Source organism: Mesorhizobium sp. M0615, from assembly GCF_040320805.1.
Classification (GTDB): Bacteria; Pseudomonadota; Alphaproteobacteria; order Rhizobiales; family Rhizobiaceae; genus Mesorhizobium.
On sequence record NZ_JAMYQI010000001.1, the window covers coordinates 377,845 to 393,807 of the forward strand.

A 15,963-nucleotide genomic window follows, 5' to 3' on the forward strand; every position below is an offset into this window, starting at 1 on the left:
GGGTCGACTATCAGCCGCGCAAGGCTGCCATTGCAGCCGCGTGAAGCTCCGGCGTTGCGGCGGCCAGGATGTCGCCGCCCTTTTCCGCCGGACCGCCCTCGAATGTGGTGACGACGCCGCCGGCCTTTTCGATGATCGGGATCAGCGCCACGATGTCGTAGGGTTTCAATCCGGGATCGGCGACGATGTCGACGCTGCCCGAGGCAATCATGGCAAAGGCGTAGCAATCGGCGCCGTAGCGGGCGAGCTGGATCTGTTTCTCGAACGCGTCGTAGCGGGTGCGCGCCTCGCCCTTGAAAAGCGCCGGCGTGGTGGTGAACAAGGTCGCCTCGTCAAGCTTCGTCCTCTTGCGGGTCGACAGCTTCCGCGGCCCGCCGGGGCCTTCGTAGTGGGAGCCGGAAGCGTTGGCGTAGAACAGCTCGCCGGTGAAGGGCTGCGCCATCATGCCGGCGACGGCGTCACCGTCGACCGTCAATCCGACCAGCGTTCCCCACACCGGCAAGCCTGAGATGAAGGCGCGGGTGCCATCGATCGGATCGATCACCCAGACATGCCTTGAGGAGATGTTTTCGCTGCCATGTTCTTCGCCGAGGATACCGTGATCGGGATACTCAGCCGAGATCAGCGCCCGGATGGCGCGCTCGGCCTCGCGGTCGGCCTCGGTGACCGGGTCGAAACTGCCTTTTTCCTTGTTGGCCACCGCGCCCTGTGCGCGGAAACGCGGCAGGGTTTCAGCCGCCGCCGCTTGCGCGATCCGGCGCATGAAATCGATGCTGATGTCCACGTGATTCTCCCGCATTGCAGAGTGCCAACCCGGTCTGCCGGCACTTTCCCGCCAAAACAAGCCGGTTTATCGATTTATCAGAGACATCAACGTTGCCGAAATGTCACACATCGGCCCCATCGAAACGCATTTTCACATCAGAGTGAATTAAAAAAGCGTGGATCGATTGACATTTGTGCATCGCACAATAAATTTGTTCTCGGACAGGTTTTCCTGTCCATGCCCTCCTTGGGCGTTTCCTCCCTAGACTTCGACCGTGTCGTGCAAACGATGCGGTCTTTTTTTACGTGCGGGATGGCCAGCGCGGGATCTCATGAACAGCCGCCGCTCCGGCGTCATTCGGCGGCCAGCGGCAGGTCTATGAAGTGGTGGTCGGGCATCGCCATCAGGTCGGCCGAAAAGCGCGCCATATCGTCGGCCAGCGCATCGAAGCCGGCCGATTTCTGGAACGTCCGCTCATTCATGTAGAGGCCGCGATTGACCTCGATCTGCAGCGCATGCAGATGGCGCGCCGGCCGGCCGTAATGCTCGGTGATGAAGCCGCCTGCATAGGGTTTGTTGTGCGCGACGGTGTAGCCCATGCCGATGAGCAGGCCGATCGCCGTTTCGGTCAGGGCCGCCGTGGCCGAGATGCCGAAACGGTCGCCGACGATGAAATCCGGCCGCAGGCCGCTGTCGCCCACCCTGATGCTCGCCGGCATCGAATGGCAGTCGATCAGCACGGCATAGCCGAACCTGGCATGGGTTCTGGTCAATAGCCGCTTCAGCGTCTCGTGATAGGGTTTGTAGACCGCCTCTATGCGCTGGACGGCCTCCGCCAGCGGCAGACGGCCGGAATAGATGTCGAGCCCCTCACCCACCAGTTTGGGCACGGTGCCGAGCCCGCCGGCAACGCGCGCCGAGCGGATGTTGCAGAAGGACGGCACCGGCTCGGCGAACATGCGCGGGTCGAGTTCCCAGGGTTCGCGATTGACGTCGAGGTAGGCGCGCGGAAAATTCGCCGCCAGCATCGGCGCGCCCAGCACCACCGCGCTGCCGAACAGCTCGTCGACATAGCAATCCTCGGAGCGGCGGATGGCGTTCCGGTCGAGCCGCGCCATGGCCAGGAAGCGGTCTGGATAATAGCGGCCGCTATGCGGTGAGTTGAAGACGAAGGGAACGCGCTGCTCGGCGCCCGATCGGATTTCGAAGGGTGGAACGACCGAAAAATCTTCGGCTGCCGTCGTCAATTTGAACGAACCCGGAAACAGCAATGCATCATGATGGGAAACTGCCACCTCATCGGCCGCATGTCCAGCATTTCGGCATGTCAGGAACCCCGTCAAATCAGGATTAATGCCGCCAACGTTCACTTGATGTTTACCGTCAGCTCCTCATATACAGGATGGTTAACGGGCTTGCCGGACGGCAGGCTTGGCTGGGGTGATTCGGACGGGACAAGATGGCACGCATTCTGCTGGCGGAAGACGACGACGACATGCGCCGGTTCCTGGTCAAGGCACTGGAGCGGGCCGGCTACCACGTCAGCGATTTCGACAATGGCGCCAGCGCCTACGAGCGGCTGCGCGAAGAACCTTTCTCCCTGCTGCTGACCGATATCGTCATGCCGGAGATGGACGGCATCGAACTCGCCCGCCGCGCCACCGAGATCGATCCCGACCTGAAGGTGATGTTCATCACCGGTTTCGCGGCCGTCGCGCTCAACCCCGATTCCAAGGCGCCGAAAGACGCCAAGGTGCTGTCCAAGCCCTTCCACCTGCGCGATCTCGTCAACGAGGTCGAAAAAATGCTCCAGGCCGCCTGAAGCACGCACGGTGTGATCTCGCCGCTTCGTCGGCGGCGCGACAAACGAGCCTTTCTTTCCCTTTTCCGGCTATTGACGCGCTGGACCAAAAATGGTGTATGCGCGGCTTCGGATGGGCGTGTAGCTCAGCGGGAGAGCACTGCATTGACATTGCAGGGGTCACAGGTTCAATCCCTGTCACGCCCACCATCCTTTCAATAACTTAGCCAAGCCCGTTTTTGGCGCACCCCTTCGACGACTTAGCCGGTAAGGCGGCCACCGCTTGTGGCAGCCGCCTCGTGTTTGTGGACATTTTAATGCATGTCGCTCAAAAGTGGCCCCGGTTTTGAGACAACGACATGCCTAAAAACAAAGACCTAAGCGCGTCGCCTGAGTCCGTTCAAACGCGACGCGCTTTAGACGTGGTGCGGGCTTAGCGTCCTTGAAGGCGCAGGCTCGATGCCGTCCTCCATAAGAATATCCTTCTTGCGAGCGAACGCGACGAAGACGCCTCGTGCTGTCTCGGGTTCCACATCACCAATCAGAGCGGCTTTGCAAGCGCGAATAGCAGCTCTCTGCTCCGGGCTGTTGCCACACCATTCGGATGCGAATTGATAGGCATCTGCGACCGTGTTGAGTTGGCGGGGAAAGCCCAAGCCCACCCACACCCGGACTGGCTTTTCAAAAGGTTTCGATAGCATCATGACCTCCTTTCCTAATGCATGTCACGCAGAAGTGTGCCGCGGGTCTGGGACAACGACATGCATCAAAGCAAAGACTTAAAGCGTGTCGCATGAATCGGTTTCAGCGCGACGCGCTTTAGGCAGTCACTCCTCCGCCTTCGCCACCTCTGCCCATCATCCACGGCATTGTCGTGGATACTTCTTCCTCAAGGATTCTGGCTGCTTTCGCAAAACCGCTGAACGCGTCTCTGGCTGCGGAAAGCGGATAATCGCTATCGAAAGCTCGCTGGCAGGCCCGCAATGCGGTTTGGTGAATGGGGCCGCGCCTGTCCTTCGGCCATTCATAGAGGAACTCCAGAGCGTCCTCGAGACACGTGATTTCCTGAACAAGGTTGTCGCCGCTTTTCACGAAAACGGCGCTGTCAAACATCCGATCGTTCATATGATCCTCCAAATCGAACGAACCATTGAGTTCATGGTTTGCGCGGTCCAGGCCAACTGCGGGCGCGCGACAGATGCGCGCCAGTACGTCCTGCAGTGATCATCTTCGTTTCTCCGCAATCACAGCCTCCCGGCCGAAACCGGGAGGCGGACCCGCAGTTCAAAGTGACAGATCGACAGGATTACGCGGCTTTACGCGCGCGGTCCGTGTCTTGCGTGATCTGAGTGGCGGCCGTCGGCGTGTCGCCCACGCCGATGCTGATGCGGCGCGGCTTCAGCTCTTCGGGAATCTCACGGACGATGTCGATCGAGAGGAGGCCATTCTCCAGTTTGGCTGCCTTGATCTTCATGTGGTCGGCAAGCTTGAACGTCTGCCTGAAACTGCGATAGGCGATGCCCTGGTGCAGCAGCTGGCGTCCGCTCTGATCATCAGCTTTCTGGCCTACCACGACCAGTTCGGGTCCATGCTGGGTCAGCTCAACCTCATCCTGGCTGAAGCCCGCGATGGCCATCGAGATACGGTAATCGTTCTCGTCGACCTTCTCGATGTTATAGGGCGGCCAGTCTGGACGCGTGCCGCTGTCGAGCATGTCAAAAAGCCGGTCGAAACCGACGGTGGTCCGATAGAGGGTATCAAAGGTTCTCATAGCCACATCCTCCTTGAAGCAACATGGGTACAAGGACGCCGCCCCGTGCGGCGCCGCCATTTTTTGCCGAGCCTTATGGCCTTGGCGGGAATCGAATTAGGAGGCGCCCCAAATGAGTTCAAGAGCATCTCGAATTTTTTTTAGTAGCATCCTTCGCATCGACGGAAAGCGAAATCTGAGTTTCTCCGGGACCTTCCCTTCGAACAGTCGAACAGCCCCTTGAAGTACAGATCCGGCGGGAAGTTTTCGCGCGATCTGCGCGACCGCATCGTCTACTGCCCCGCCGTCCCGTTTCGTATTCAAATGCCGGCCAGCAAGGAACCGGGTAGCGGCCTTCCGATCCGTAAATCCACCCTGTCGGGGGACGAAACGTCCCGGCACGTGCCGGGACGTTTCTGGCTCGCGGATCACTGTGGTCGCGGATCGGGCCTGTCGGGCTTGTCATGAGGGGTGTTGTTGCCTTCACGGCACTGTGTGCCGATGCCGCAGCATTTGCCGTTGTAAGTGACACCGGGCTTGGTCTTCTCGCATTCCCTCGGCGGTGCCGTCTGACACCCTGCCAGCACCGAAACCGCGATGGCGGCGAGAAAGACGTTTCTTGAAGTGATAAACATTGACGTTCTCCTTGATGGACCGTGTTTGCTACACACCGCTTGGTCGCGGGCGGCAGCGAAATGGTTCAAGGAAAATTGGAATCAGGCCGCGCCGAGGCGGACATCACCCTTCTCAACATGGTTGAGAAACCACGCATATGTCTGTTCCAATCCACCGCGAAGCGCGTAGCGGGGGCGCCATCCCGTTGCAAACAGCCGCGAAACATCCATCAACTTGCGCGGCGTGCCGTCTGGCTTGGTCGTATCGAAGGCGATATTAGCCTCGACGCCGACGACCGATGCGACGGTCTGGGCAAGCTCGGCAATGGTGACATCCTCTCCCGAGCCGACATTGACGTGGCCGTCGCCGGCATAATTCTTCAACAGCCAGACCAAGGCATCGGCGGCGTCGTCGACATGCAGGAATTCACGCCGCGGCGTGCCCGAGCCCCAGACCTCCAGGCTGCTGCCACCGCTCAGTGCCAGCGCATGCGCCTTGCGCATCAGCGCCGGTACGACATGGCTGCTCTGCAGGTCGAAATTGTCGCCAGGACCGTAAAGGTTGGCCGGCATCGCCGAGATGTAGTCGACGCCATGCTGGCGCCGATAGGCCTGGCACAGTTTGAGCCCGGCGATCTTGGCGATCGCATACCATTCATTGGTGGGTTCGAGCGGACCGGTCAGCAGCGCGTCTTCCCTGATCGGCTGCGGCGCGAGCTTTGGATAGATGCAGGACGAGCCGAGAAACAAAAGCTTGCCGACCTCGCTGCGAAAGGCGCCGTCAATGACATTGCCCTGCATAACCAGGTTTTGCTGCAGGAAATCGACAGGGAACCGGTCATTGGCCAGGATACCGCCGACTTTGGCGGCCGCCATCACCACCGCATCCGGCCTGTGGTCGGCCATCCAGCGCCGCACCCCCGCCTGGTCGAGCAGGTCGAGCTTGTCGCGCGATATGGTGAGTATCTCGCAGTCCTCGCTCGCCAGCCGGCGCACGACGGCCGAACCGACCATGCCACGATGCCCGGCGACGAAGACACGCTTGCCCTTCAGTTCAAATGTCGCGTCCATCGGCCTGCCTCACGCAGAACGGCTGTTCTGCCGCGTGCCGCCGGCGGTGCGCGCCAGATCGGCCTGCACCATTTCCGCCACCAGATCCCTGAAGCCGGTCGTGTGCGACCACCCCAGCCTGGCTTTGGCCTTGGCGGGGTCGCCGAGCAGCAGGTCGACCTCGGTCGGCCGGAAATAGCGCGGATCGATGCGCACCAGGACAGTGCCCGAACCGGCATCGACACCGACTTCATCGACACCCTCGCCTTGCCAGCGGATGGTGCGTCCGGTCTCGGCAAAAGCCAGTTCGACGAATTCGCGCACCGAATGCGCCTCACCGGTCGCCAGCACGAAATCGTCGGCTTCACTGTGCTGCAGAATGCGCCACATGCCCTCCACATAGTCGCGCGCATGGCCCCAGTCACGCTTGGCGTCGAGATTGCCGAGATAGAGCGTGGCCTGAAGGCCGTGATGGATCGAGGCGACGGCCCGCGTGATCTTGCGGGTGACGAAGGTTTCGCCGCGTGTCGGGCTTTCGTGGTTGAACAGGATTCCGTTGGCGGCGAACATGCCGTAAGCCTCGCGGTAGTTGACCGTGATCCAGTAGGCGTAAAGCTTGGCCGCGGCATAGGGCGAGCGCGGATGGAAGGGCGTCGCCTCGCTTTGCGGGACCTCGCGCGCCTTGCCGTAAAGCTCCGACGTCGATGCCTGATAGAAGCGTACCGACTTCTCCAGGCGCAGGATGCGGATCGCCTCGAGCAGCCTGAGTGTTCCCAGCGCATCGGCATTGCCGGTGTATTCCGGCGTCTCGAAACTCACCTGGACATGACTCTGGGCGCCGAGATTGTAGATCTCGCCGGGCTGTGTCTCCTGCACCAGGCGAATAAGGTTGGTCGCGTCGGTCAGGTCGCCATAATGCAGGAAGAAACGCGCACCGCGCTCGTGCGGATCGACATAGATGTCGTCAACGCGCTCGGTGTTGAACGAGGACGAGCGGCGTTTGACGCCATGGACAATATAGCCCTTCTGCAGAAGCAATTCTGCGAGATAGGCCCCGTCCTGCCCGGTTACACCGGTGATGAGCGCCACTTTTTCCATCATTGCCACTCCGTCCGCATCCAATCCCGGCAACCGAATACAGATTTGGCGCGAGAACGCAAATCCCCCATACGGGGGACAGGTTTCAGCCAGCGATTGTGTCGTTCTCAGGCACCTGCAATCGCGCAGAAATGCTTCATCCTGGCCAGCGCACGCTCGGGATCGGCGAGCAACCCTGCCTGGTCGGCAAGGCGGAAGATGTCGGCATAGTGCAGGATACCGCGCGCCGACTGCATGCCGCCGACCATGGCGAAATGGTCCTGATGGCCGTTGAGCCAGGCCATGAAGACGATGCCGGCCTTGTAATACTCGGTCGGCGCCTCGAAGATCTTGCGCGACAACGGCACGGTCGGCGCCATCAGCGCGTCATAGCCGGCGCGGTCTCCGTCAGCCAGTTTTGCGAGCGCCGCATTGGCGACCGGCGCGATGGCGTCGAAGATGCCGAGCAAGGCGTGCGAATGCCGCTTCCCGCCGCCGGCAATCAGTTCGGGATAGTTGAAATCGTCGCCAGTGAACATGACGACGCCTTCCGGCAGCCGGTTGCGCAAGGCAACTTCCTTGCCGGCATCGAGCAGCGATATCTTTATCCCCTCGACCTTATTAGCATGGCGCTCGATGATGGCGACGACGGTGTCGAGCGCGGCCTCGAAATTGCCGCTGCCCCAATAACCTTTCAGTGCCGGATCGAACATGTCGCCCAGCCAATGCAGGATGACCTTGCCGGATGCCTGGCTGAGGATGCGATCGTAGACGTGCACATAGTCATCTGAGCTCTTGGCCACGGCTGCCAGCGCCCGGCTTGCCATCATGATCGCCTTGCCGCCCTGCCCTTCTATGAAAGCGAACTGCTGCTCATAGGCGGCGGTCACCTCGTCGAGGGTTTTGGCAGCTCCCGGCGCCAGATGATCGGTGCCGGCGCCCGAGGCGAGGTCTGCGCCTTCGACGCTGCGCGCCTCGATGATTGAACGCCGGATCAATTCCTGCGCATTCGCCCAGTCGAAACCCATGCCGCGCTGGGAGGTGTCCATCGCTTCGGCGATGCGGAAGCCAAGCCGCCACAGATGATGCCGAAACGCCATCGTCTTGTCCCAATCGACCGCAGGCTTCGACCAGGGGTCGGTCATCGCGAAAGGGTCGGCGACGACATGGGCCGCGGCATAGGCGATGCGCGAGAAAACCGCGCCGATTGCAGCCTCGACCGGACTGCCCGCGAGCTTGTAGCTGACGCGGCCGCCATTCTGCGTAGGCAGGGTGATATCCATGGCAACCTCCGTTTTAGGCATCCAATAAATGGAACGTTCCAATAAATCAAGAACCTTTATGATTCCGGCGATTGAACCGGTCCAACTGCCGAAGAAGGCTAATAGTCCTTGCTGGAAACCACATTCGTCACCTTTTCGATCTCCGCAAGAATCCTGATTGACTCTCGTTTGGCAGAGTGATTAGAACGTTCCAATAGATTTGCCCATTTAGGCGGAGGAACCACCGACATGGCCAGCCGGGCCAAGGCAACGATCCTGGACATCGCCCGCGAGGCTGGTGTGTCCAAATCGACGGTGTCGCTTGTGCTGCAAGGCTCAGGGCTGATCCGGCCTGAAACCGCGGTCAAGGTTCGCAAGGCGATCGAGGATGTCGGCTATGTCTACAACCGCGGCGCCGCCAATCTGCGCAAAGCCCATTCCAACGTCATCGGCATGGTCATCAACGATCTCACCAACCCCTTTTTCGCCGAACTGGCGGTCGGCATGGAGCGCGTCTTCCAGTCAGCCGGCATCGTGCCCTTCATCGCCAACACCGCGGAGAACCCGGTGCGCCAGGAAGAAGTGCTGAAGTCGCTGATGGAACAGGGCGTCGCAGGCCTGATCGTGTCACCGGCGCGCGGCACCACGCCGGGCGCCTTCCGTCGCCTCGAGATGGCGGGCGTGCCGGTCGTCTTCGCCATGCGCCGCCTGCCGGACAGCCGCATCCCGGTGATCGCGCCTGACAATCATCGCGGCGCGTATCTCGCCGCCGCCCATCTGATCGGCAAGGGCCATCGCCGGCTGGCCTTCTTCGGCGGCACCTCCGACCTAGTCGTCTATCAGGAGCGCCTGGGCGGTTTTCGTCAAGCTTGCGAGACATTGGGCATTGCCAGGCGCGACGTGCTTGTCGTCGAAGGCGAGACCAGCCGCAGGGGCGGCATCGCGTGCCTGGAAACCGCCCTTGCCATGGCCGAGCCGCCGACGGCGGCACTGTGCTTCAACGATGCCGTCGCCTTCGGCGTCATGCTGGCGCTGCGCAAGCGCGGGCTGGAGCCCGGCGCGGACTTTGCCGTCGTCGGCTTCGACGACGTGGTCGAGGCCGAGCATTATATGCCGGCGCTGACCAGCGTCTCGGTCGACACACCCGGCCTCGGTGAACGCGCCGCTCACGTCATGCTGAAGATGATCCAGTCGCGCATCACGCATGCCGAGGACCATGTCGGCGCGGTCAATCTGGTCGTCAGGGACAGCTGTGGTCCCGATCGCCGCGCCCAGGACACATCAGCAGGATTGGGAGACGCGGCATGAGCGTCAAATGGGGACTGATCGGCGCCAGCACGATCGCCAAACAGTTCATGATCAACGCCATTCGCGCGCAAGAGGGTGGCGAAATATCAGCGGTGATGAGCTCCAGCCCGGAGCGTGCCAAGACCTATGCCGATGAACACAACATCCCGCTTGCCGTCTCGACGCTCGATGACCTGCTCGGCGCCGACATCGACGCCGTCTACATCTCGACCACCAACGAACTGCATCTCGAACAGGCGCTGGCCGCGATCGACGCGGGAAAGCATGTTCTGTGCGAAAAGCCACTTGCGCTGACCAGCGCCGACGCACGCACAATGGTCGCTGCCGCCAAGGAAGCCGGCGTCGTGCTTGGCACCAACCATCATCTGCGCAATGCCGGCGCCCACCGCGCCATGCGCGACGCCATATCAGCCGGCCGTATCGGCAAGCCGATTGCCGCGCGTATGTTCCATGCGGTCTATCTGCCGGAGAACCTGCAGGGCTGGCGCATCACCAAACCGGAAGCCGGCGGCGGCGTGGTGCTCGACATCACCGTGCACGATGCCGACACGCTGCGCTTCGTGCTCGGCGACGACCCGATCGAGATTTCGGCCTTCACCCAGTCGGCCGGCATGGCCGGCAGCGGGCTGGAAGACGGCGCCATGTGCATCTGGCGCTTCAAGTCTGGCGTGATTGCCCAGTCGCATGAAGGCTTCACCACCAGCTACGCCGATACCGGCTTCGAAGTGCATGGCTCGGAAGGCTCGCTGATTGCCAAAAATGTGATGACGCAGAAGCCGGTCGGTTCGGTGCTTCTACGCACCGCCAAGGGCGAGGAGGAACTGAGCTTCGACCGCGAAGACCTCTACGTCAGGTCGCTGCGCCAGTTCCATGCCGCTATCAGCGGCGCGGGCCAGCCCTCCGCAACCGGCGAGGACGGCGTCTGGTCCCTGGCGTCGGCCGAAGCAGCGTTGCAGTCGGCAAAATCCGGCAAGGCCGTCACTATCGATCCGAAAGGTGTCGCGTGAGCAAGCTCGTCTCCGCCGCTGAAGCAGCAAGCCTGATCAAGGACGGCATGACCGTCTCCGTCTCGTCGTCGAGCGGCCTCGGCTGCCCGGATGCCGTGCTGGCCGCCATCGGCGAGCGCTTCGACGCCGAAGGCCATCCCAAAGACATCACCACGCTGCACCCCATCGCCGCCGGCGACATGTATGGCATCAAGGGCATCGACCATCTGGCCAAGCCCGGCTTGTTGAAGCGCACGCTCTGCGGCTCCTATCCCTCAGGCCCCTCCTCGTCCGAGCCGCCGCAGATATGGAAGATGATCGGCGACAATTCGGTCGCCGCCTACAACGTGCCCTCCGGCATCCTGTTCGACATGCACCGCGAAGCTGCCGCCAAGCGGCCGGGCGTGCTGACCAAGGTCGGCCTCGACACTTTTGCCGACCCGCGCCACCAGGGCTGCGCCATGAATGAGGCTGCAAGCGAGCCGATCGTCTCGGTGCAGCAGTTCGACGGCGAGGAATGGCTCTATTTCCGCTCGATCGTGCCCAACGTTTCGATCATCCGCGCCACCACCGCCGACGAGCGCGGCAACCTCACTTACGAGCATGAAGGCGCCTATTTGGGCGGCCTCGAACAGGCGCTCGCCGCGCGCAACAATGGCGGCATCGTCATTGCGCAGGTCAAGCGGGTCGTCGAGAACGGCACGCTGAAGTCGCATGACGTGCGCGTGCCCGGCGTCCTGGTCGACCACATCGTGGTGGCGCCGGACCAATTGCAGACGACGCTGACTCCTTACGACCCGGCGATTTCGGGCGAGATCTTCCGGCCGTTGTCCAGCTTCCGCAACGCCGACATGAACGTCCAGAAAGTAATCGCGCGCCGCGTCGCCATGGAATTGCGCGACGGCATGGCGGTCAACATCGGCTTCGGCATCTCGGCCAACGTGCCGCGTATCCTTCTCGAGGAAGGCCAGCACGGCAAAGTCACCTGGGTGATCGAGCAGGGCGCCGTCGGCGGCGTGCCGCTGCTCGACTTCAAGTTCGGCTGCGCTTCCAATGCCGAGGCGATCATGCCCTCGCCGCACCAGTTCATCTATTTCCAGGCCGGCGGCTTCGATGCCTCGCTGTTGTCCTTCCTGCAGATCGACCGCCATGGCTCGGTTAACGTGTCGAAGCTGTCGGCACGGCCTCATGTCACAGCCGGGGCCGGCGGCTTCGTCGACATTACCGCGCGGGCGAAGAAGATCGTCTTCTCCGGCTTCTTCAACGCCGGCGCCAAGCTTTCGCTCGCCGATGGCGGCATCCGCATCGACGCGGAAGGCAAGGTCAAGAAGGTCGTCAACGAGGTCGAACACATCTCCTTCTCCGGCAAGCGCGCCGTCGCTCAAGGCCAGGACATCACCTACGTCACCGAGCGTTGCGTGATGAAGCTGACGCCGGACGGCCTGATGGTGACGGAACTTGCGCCGGGCGTCGACCTCGAGCGCGATGTGTTGGCTCAGTCCGAAACACCGCTCGGCGTCGCCAACGACCTCAAGGTGACACCGGCGGCGCTGTACCAGGATCGGCCGATCGGCCTGTCGCTCAATGGCGGCGCTTCGCTCGGAGGCGCGCATGGCTGAGCGCCTCGTCACCTTCGAACAGGACGGCGCCATCGGCATCGTCACGCTGCGCCGGGCGGAAAAGTTCAATGCGTTGGACATTCCGATGCTGCGCGCGCTCGAGGCAACGCTCGACGAGGCCGAAATGGCTGAAGGCGTGCGCGTCGTGCTGATCCGCGGCGAAGGCAAAGGCTTTTGCGCCGGCGGCGATGTCGAGGCCTGGGGCGAGATGAGCGCTGCCGACTTTCAGGTGCAATGGGTGCGCTACGGCCACCGCGTCTTCGACCGACTGGCGCGGCTGCGGCAGCCGACCGTCGCGGTGCTTTCCGGCCATGCGCTGGGTGGCGGGCTGGAACTGGCGGTCGCCTGCGACTTCCGTGTGGCCGAAACACAGGTGAAGCTCGGCTTTCCCGAGACATCGATCGGCGTCGTCCCCGGCTGGTCCGGCACGCAGCGCGCCGTGCGCCGCTTCGGTGCGCAGATCGTGCGCCGCATGGCGCTCGGCGGCGAGGTCTTTGCCGCCCCCGACGCGCTCGCCCTCGGCATTGTCGATCGTGTGGTCGAGACCGGCCAGGCGCTGGCCGAGGCGAAGGCGTGGGGAGAAAAGATCGCCGGGCGCGGGCCGCTCGCAACGGAAGCCGCCAAGCTGATGATCGCAGTCGCCGAAGGCGAGGAAAGTGCGGCCGCCACCGAGGCGCTCGCCAGCGGCTTCATTGCGCTGACCGGCGACCTCAAAGCCGGCGTGAGCGCCTTCAAGGCCAAGCAGAAGCCGGCCTTTTCGAGATCCTAGAGAAAGCACGATGAACGCACCGCTCAACATTTCCATGCCAGCCGAGGCGTCCAAGGCGCCGAAGGCTTACAAGCTCCTGATCGACGGCAAGCATGTCGATGCCCGCGATGGCCGCACGCTGGCGCGCAACAGCCCCGGCCATGGCTTCACCGTTTCGCGCTATGCGCGGGCCGGCGAGGCCGAGGTGGAGGCGGCCATGCAGGCCGCGCACAAGGCATTCGAGACCGGCCCGTGGCCGCGCACGAAGGCGGCCGAGCGCGCCGCCATCCTGCTCAAGACGGCCGACCTGATCGAGGCCCAGCTCGAAGACATCGCCCGACTCGATGCGCTGGAATCCGGCAAGCCGATCGCCCAGGCGCGCGGCGAGATCGGCGGCGCCATCGACATCTGGCGCTATGCCGCCTCGCTCGCCCGCACGCTGCACGGCGAAAGCTACGCCAATCTCGGCGACGCCATGCTGGGCGTGGTCCTGCGCGAGCCGATCGGCGTCGTCTCGATCATCACCCCGTGGAATTTCCCGTTCCTGATCGTCAGCCAGAAACTGCCCTTCGCGCTCGCCGCCGGCTGCACCGCGGTGGTCAAGCCGAGCGAAATGACCTCGGCCTCGACCTTCGTGCTCGGCGACATCCTGATGCAGGCCGGCCTGCCCGCGGGCGTCGTCAACATCCTGGCCGGCCTCGGCGCCGATGTCGGGGGGCCGATGGTCAGCCATCCGCTGGTGGAAATGGTTTCTTTCACCGGCTCTACCCGCGTCGGCAAGATGACCATGGCTTCCGCCGCGCAGTCGCTGAAGAAAGTCTCGATGGAGCTCGGCGGCAAGAACGGCCAGATCGTCTTCCCCGATGCCGATCTCGAGGCGGCCGCTGACGCGGCTGTCTTCGGCGGCTTCTTCAATGCCGGCGAATGCTGCAATGCCGGCAGTCGGCTGATCGTGCATGAAGCCATCGCCGACGATTTCCTCGCCACTGTCAAGGCCCTCACCGCCAAGGTAACGGTCGGCGACCCACTCGACGACCGAACCAAGGTCGGCGCGATGATATCAGCCGATCATCTGACCAAGGTCGCGGGTTACGTCGCGGTGGCAGCAAAAGACGGCAGCAATGTCTATTGCGGTGGCGGCCAGCTGGCGTCCAATGCCGGCCAGTACCTCGATCCGACCATCATCCGCGGTGTTACCGAAGACATGGCTATTGCGCGCGAGGAAGTGTTCGGCCCGGTGCTCTCCGTGCTGACTTTTGGATCGATTGAAAAGGCGTTGCACATCGCCAACAACACGCCCTATGGTCTGTCGGCAGGGGTGTGGAGCGCCAGCATCGACACTTGTATGTCGGTGGCGCGTGGTGTGCGTTCGGGGACCGTTTGGGTGAACACATTCATGGAAGGCTTTCCCGAGTTGCCATTCGGGGGCTACAAGCAGTCCGGCATAGGACGCGAACTCGGCAAACGCGCTGTCGAGGATTATACCGAGGAAAAGACAATCCAGTTTCATCGCGGCCAGCGCACCGGTTGGTGGGTCGGCTGAGTTTGGAAGAACCCGGTGGGCTTCCACCGGTCATGTAATGCAACAAGGGAGGTAGAACATGTTGCGCAAACTGTTTATCGGAACGGCTCTGGCGACGGCCTTTGCTTTCTCGGCCCATGCCGAGGACGTCAAGGAAGTGCAGATGCTGCATTGGTGGACGTCGGGCGGCGAAGCGGCTGCTCTCAACGTCCTCAAGGGCGACCTTGCCAAGGAAGGCTATGCCTGGAAGGACGTGCCGGTGGCCGGTGGTGGCGGCGACGCCGCCATGACTGCGCTGAAGGCGATGGTCGCGGCCGGCAATTACCCGACCGCGTCGCAGATGCTCGGCTACACCGTGCTCGATTATGCGGCGGCCGGCGTCATGGGCGACCTGACCGAGACGGCGAAGAAGGAAGGCTGGGACAAGTCGGTTCCGGCAGCCCTGCAAAAGTTCTCCGTCTATGATGGCAAGTGGGTCGCTGCTCCAGTCAACGTCCACTCCGTCAACTGGCTGTGGATCAACAAGGCGGTGATGGACAAGATCGGCGGCACCGAGCCAAAGACCTTCGACGACTTCGTCGCCCTGCTCGACAAAGCCAAGGCGGCTGGCGTTATCCCGCTCGCCCTTGGCGGCCAGAACTGGCAGGAAGCCACCATGTTCGACTCGGTCGTGCTGTCGACCGGCGGGCCTGAGTTCTACAAGAAGGCCTTCAACGACCTCGACGACGAGTCCCTCAAGTCCGACACGATGAAGAAGTCGTTCGATAACCTCGCCAAGCTCGTCACCTATGTCGACCCGAACTTCTCGGGCCGCGACTGGAACCTTGCCACCGCCATGGTCATCAAGGGCGATGCCCTGGTGCAGGTGATGGGTGATTGGGCCAAGGGCGAGTTCAACGCCGCCAAGAAAACGCCGGGCACCGACTTCCTGTGCTATCGCTTCCCGGGCACGGAAGGCTCGGTGGTCTACAACTCCGACATGTTCGGCATGTTCAACGTTCCGGACGACCGCAAGGCCGCCCAGGTCGCGTTGGCCACCGCCACCCTGTCGAAGAGCTTCCAGTCGGCCTTCAACGTCGTCAAGGGTTCGGTTCCCGCCCGTACCGACGTTCCGGACACCGACTTCGACGCGTGCGGCAAGAAGGGCATCGCCGACCTGAAGGCTGCCAACGAAGGCGGCACGCTGTTCGGCTCGCTTGCCCAGGGCTATGGCGCGCCTCCGGCAGTCGCCAATGCCTACAAGGACGTCGTTTCGAAATTCGTCCATGGTCAGATCAAGACCTCGGACGAAGCCGTGACCGAACTGGTAAAGGCGATCGACGACGCCAAGTAAGCGCTAGCCAGAAACACACCTTCCCCGCTTCGGCGGGGAAGGTTTCACCTAAGGATTGGCCAGCTGGCGCAATTCCAGGAAAAGTGTGAGCGGTTTTCCGGCCGGAATTGCGTAAAAGAAAGAGTTA

The 15,963-nt window shown here is 62.4% G+C and carries 16 protein-coding genes and 1 tRNA gene; 8 read left to right on the forward strand and 9 right to left on the reverse strand.

Translation table 11 applies throughout. The features are described 5' to 3' along the window. Window positions 1-10: 10 nt before the first annotated feature. Both hisN and NKI46_RS01885 read right to left on the reverse strand, forming a co-directional pair. A complete protein-coding gene (gene hisN, locus NKI46_RS01880; RefSeq protein ID WP_023671197.1) occupies window positions 11-784 on the reverse strand; it encodes a histidinol-phosphatase in 774 nt (257 codons plus the stop codon). A gap of 335 nt (window positions 785-1,119) precedes the next feature. Further along, window positions 1,120-2,061, reverse strand: a complete 942-nt coding sequence (locus tag NKI46_RS01885) for an N-formylglutamate amidohydrolase (RefSeq protein ID WP_023704024.1) — start codon at window positions 2,059-2,061, stop codon at window positions 1,120-1,122. A gap of 164 nt (window positions 2,062-2,225) precedes the next feature. On the opposite strand from NKI46_RS01885, the gene cpdR reads away from it, so the two are divergent. Both cpdR and NKI46_RS01895 read left to right on the forward strand, forming a co-directional pair. Then, complete coding sequence (gene cpdR / locus NKI46_RS01890; protein WP_023671195.1) at window positions 2,226-2,588, forward strand: cell cycle two-component system response regulator CpdR; 363 nt, start codon at window positions 2,226-2,228, stop codon at window positions 2,586-2,588. A 114-nt stretch (window positions 2,589-2,702) separates the two neighbouring features. Continuing rightward, window positions 2,703-2,777, forward strand: a tRNA-Val gene (locus tag NKI46_RS01895). A gap of 206 nt (window positions 2,778-2,983) precedes the next feature. On the opposite strand, the gene NKI46_RS01900 is transcribed toward NKI46_RS01895, so the two are convergent. The 7 genes from NKI46_RS01900 to NKI46_RS01930 form a co-directional block, all read right to left on the reverse strand. Continuing rightward, complete coding sequence (locus NKI46_RS01900; RefSeq protein WP_031197745.1) at window positions 2,984-3,271, reverse strand: DUF982 domain-containing protein; 288 nt, start codon at window positions 3,269-3,271, stop codon at window positions 2,984-2,986. Between the two features lie 115 nt (window positions 3,272-3,386). Continuing rightward, window positions 3,387-3,692, reverse strand: a complete 306-nt coding sequence (locus tag NKI46_RS01905; RefSeq protein ID WP_023701027.1) for a DUF982 domain-containing protein — start codon at window positions 3,690-3,692, stop codon at window positions 3,387-3,389. A 181-nt stretch (window positions 3,693-3,873) separates the two neighbouring features. Continuing rightward, the gene (locus tag NKI46_RS01910; protein WP_023671192.1) at window positions 3,874-4,338 is read right to left on the reverse strand and encodes an Hsp20 family protein; all 465 of its coding nucleotides are present in this window, start codon (window positions 4,336-4,338) and stop codon (window positions 3,874-3,876) included. Between the two features lie 407 nt (window positions 4,339-4,745). Next, window positions 4,746-4,952 (reverse strand): hypothetical protein, encoded by a 207-nt coding sequence (locus NKI46_RS01915; protein ID WP_081731494.1) that lies wholly within the window; start codon window positions 4,950-4,952, stop codon window positions 4,746-4,748. 81 nt (window positions 4,953-5,033) lie between these two features. Continuing rightward, a complete protein-coding gene (gene fcl / locus NKI46_RS01920; protein ID WP_023817261.1) occupies window positions 5,034-6,002 on the reverse strand; it encodes a GDP-L-fucose synthase in 969 nt (322 codons plus the stop codon). Window positions 6,003-6,011: 9 nt separating this feature from the next. Beyond that, entirely contained in the window at window positions 6,012-7,082 is a 1,071-nt protein-coding gene (gene gmd, locus NKI46_RS01925; protein WP_023737636.1) for a GDP-mannose 4,6-dehydratase, read from the reverse strand. A 104-nt stretch (window positions 7,083-7,186) separates the two neighbouring features. Next, window positions 7,187-8,341 (reverse strand): dihydrodipicolinate synthase family protein, encoded by a 1,155-nt coding sequence (locus NKI46_RS01930; RefSeq protein ID WP_023737635.1) that lies wholly within the window; start codon window positions 8,339-8,341, stop codon window positions 7,187-7,189. 228 nt (window positions 8,342-8,569) lie between these two features. On the opposite strand from NKI46_RS01930, the gene NKI46_RS01935 reads away from it, so the two are divergent. From NKI46_RS01935 to NKI46_RS01960, 6 genes are read left to right on the forward strand one after another with little or no spacing between them, the layout of a single operon-like run. Further along, window positions 8,570-9,628, forward strand: a complete 1,059-nt coding sequence (locus tag NKI46_RS01935) for a LacI family DNA-binding transcriptional regulator (RefSeq protein ID WP_023737634.1) — start codon at window positions 8,570-8,572, stop codon at window positions 9,626-9,628. Further along, window positions 9,625-10,635, forward strand: coding sequence for a Gfo/Idh/MocA family protein (locus NKI46_RS01940; RefSeq protein ID WP_023737633.1), 1,011 nt, complete (start codon window positions 9,625-9,627; stop codon window positions 10,633-10,635). The genes NKI46_RS01935 and NKI46_RS01940 overlap by 4 nt, the downstream gene beginning before the upstream one ends. After that, a complete protein-coding gene (locus NKI46_RS01945; protein WP_023737632.1) occupies window positions 10,632-12,233 on the forward strand; it encodes an acyl CoA:acetate/3-ketoacid CoA transferase in 1,602 nt (533 codons plus the stop codon). Before NKI46_RS01940 ends, NKI46_RS01945 begins: the two co-directional genes overlap by 4 nt. Beyond that, the gene (locus tag NKI46_RS01950; protein ID WP_023737631.1) at window positions 12,226-13,002 is read left to right on the forward strand and encodes an enoyl-CoA hydratase/isomerase family protein; all 777 of its coding nucleotides are present in this window, start codon (window positions 12,226-12,228) and stop codon (window positions 13,000-13,002) included. The genes NKI46_RS01945 and NKI46_RS01950 overlap by 8 nt, the downstream gene beginning before the upstream one ends. 10 nt (window positions 13,003-13,012) lie before the next feature. Next, window positions 13,013-14,524: an aldehyde dehydrogenase family protein gene (locus NKI46_RS01955; protein ID WP_023737630.1), complete on the forward strand. Its 1,512-nt coding sequence runs from the start codon at window positions 13,013-13,015 to the stop codon at window positions 14,522-14,524. 58 nt (window positions 14,525-14,582) lie between these two features. After that, window positions 14,583-15,836: an ABC transporter substrate-binding protein gene (locus NKI46_RS01960; RefSeq protein ID WP_023737629.1), complete on the forward strand. Its 1,254-nt coding sequence runs from the start codon at window positions 14,583-14,585 to the stop codon at window positions 15,834-15,836. Window positions 15,837-15,963 lie beyond the last annotated feature (127 nt).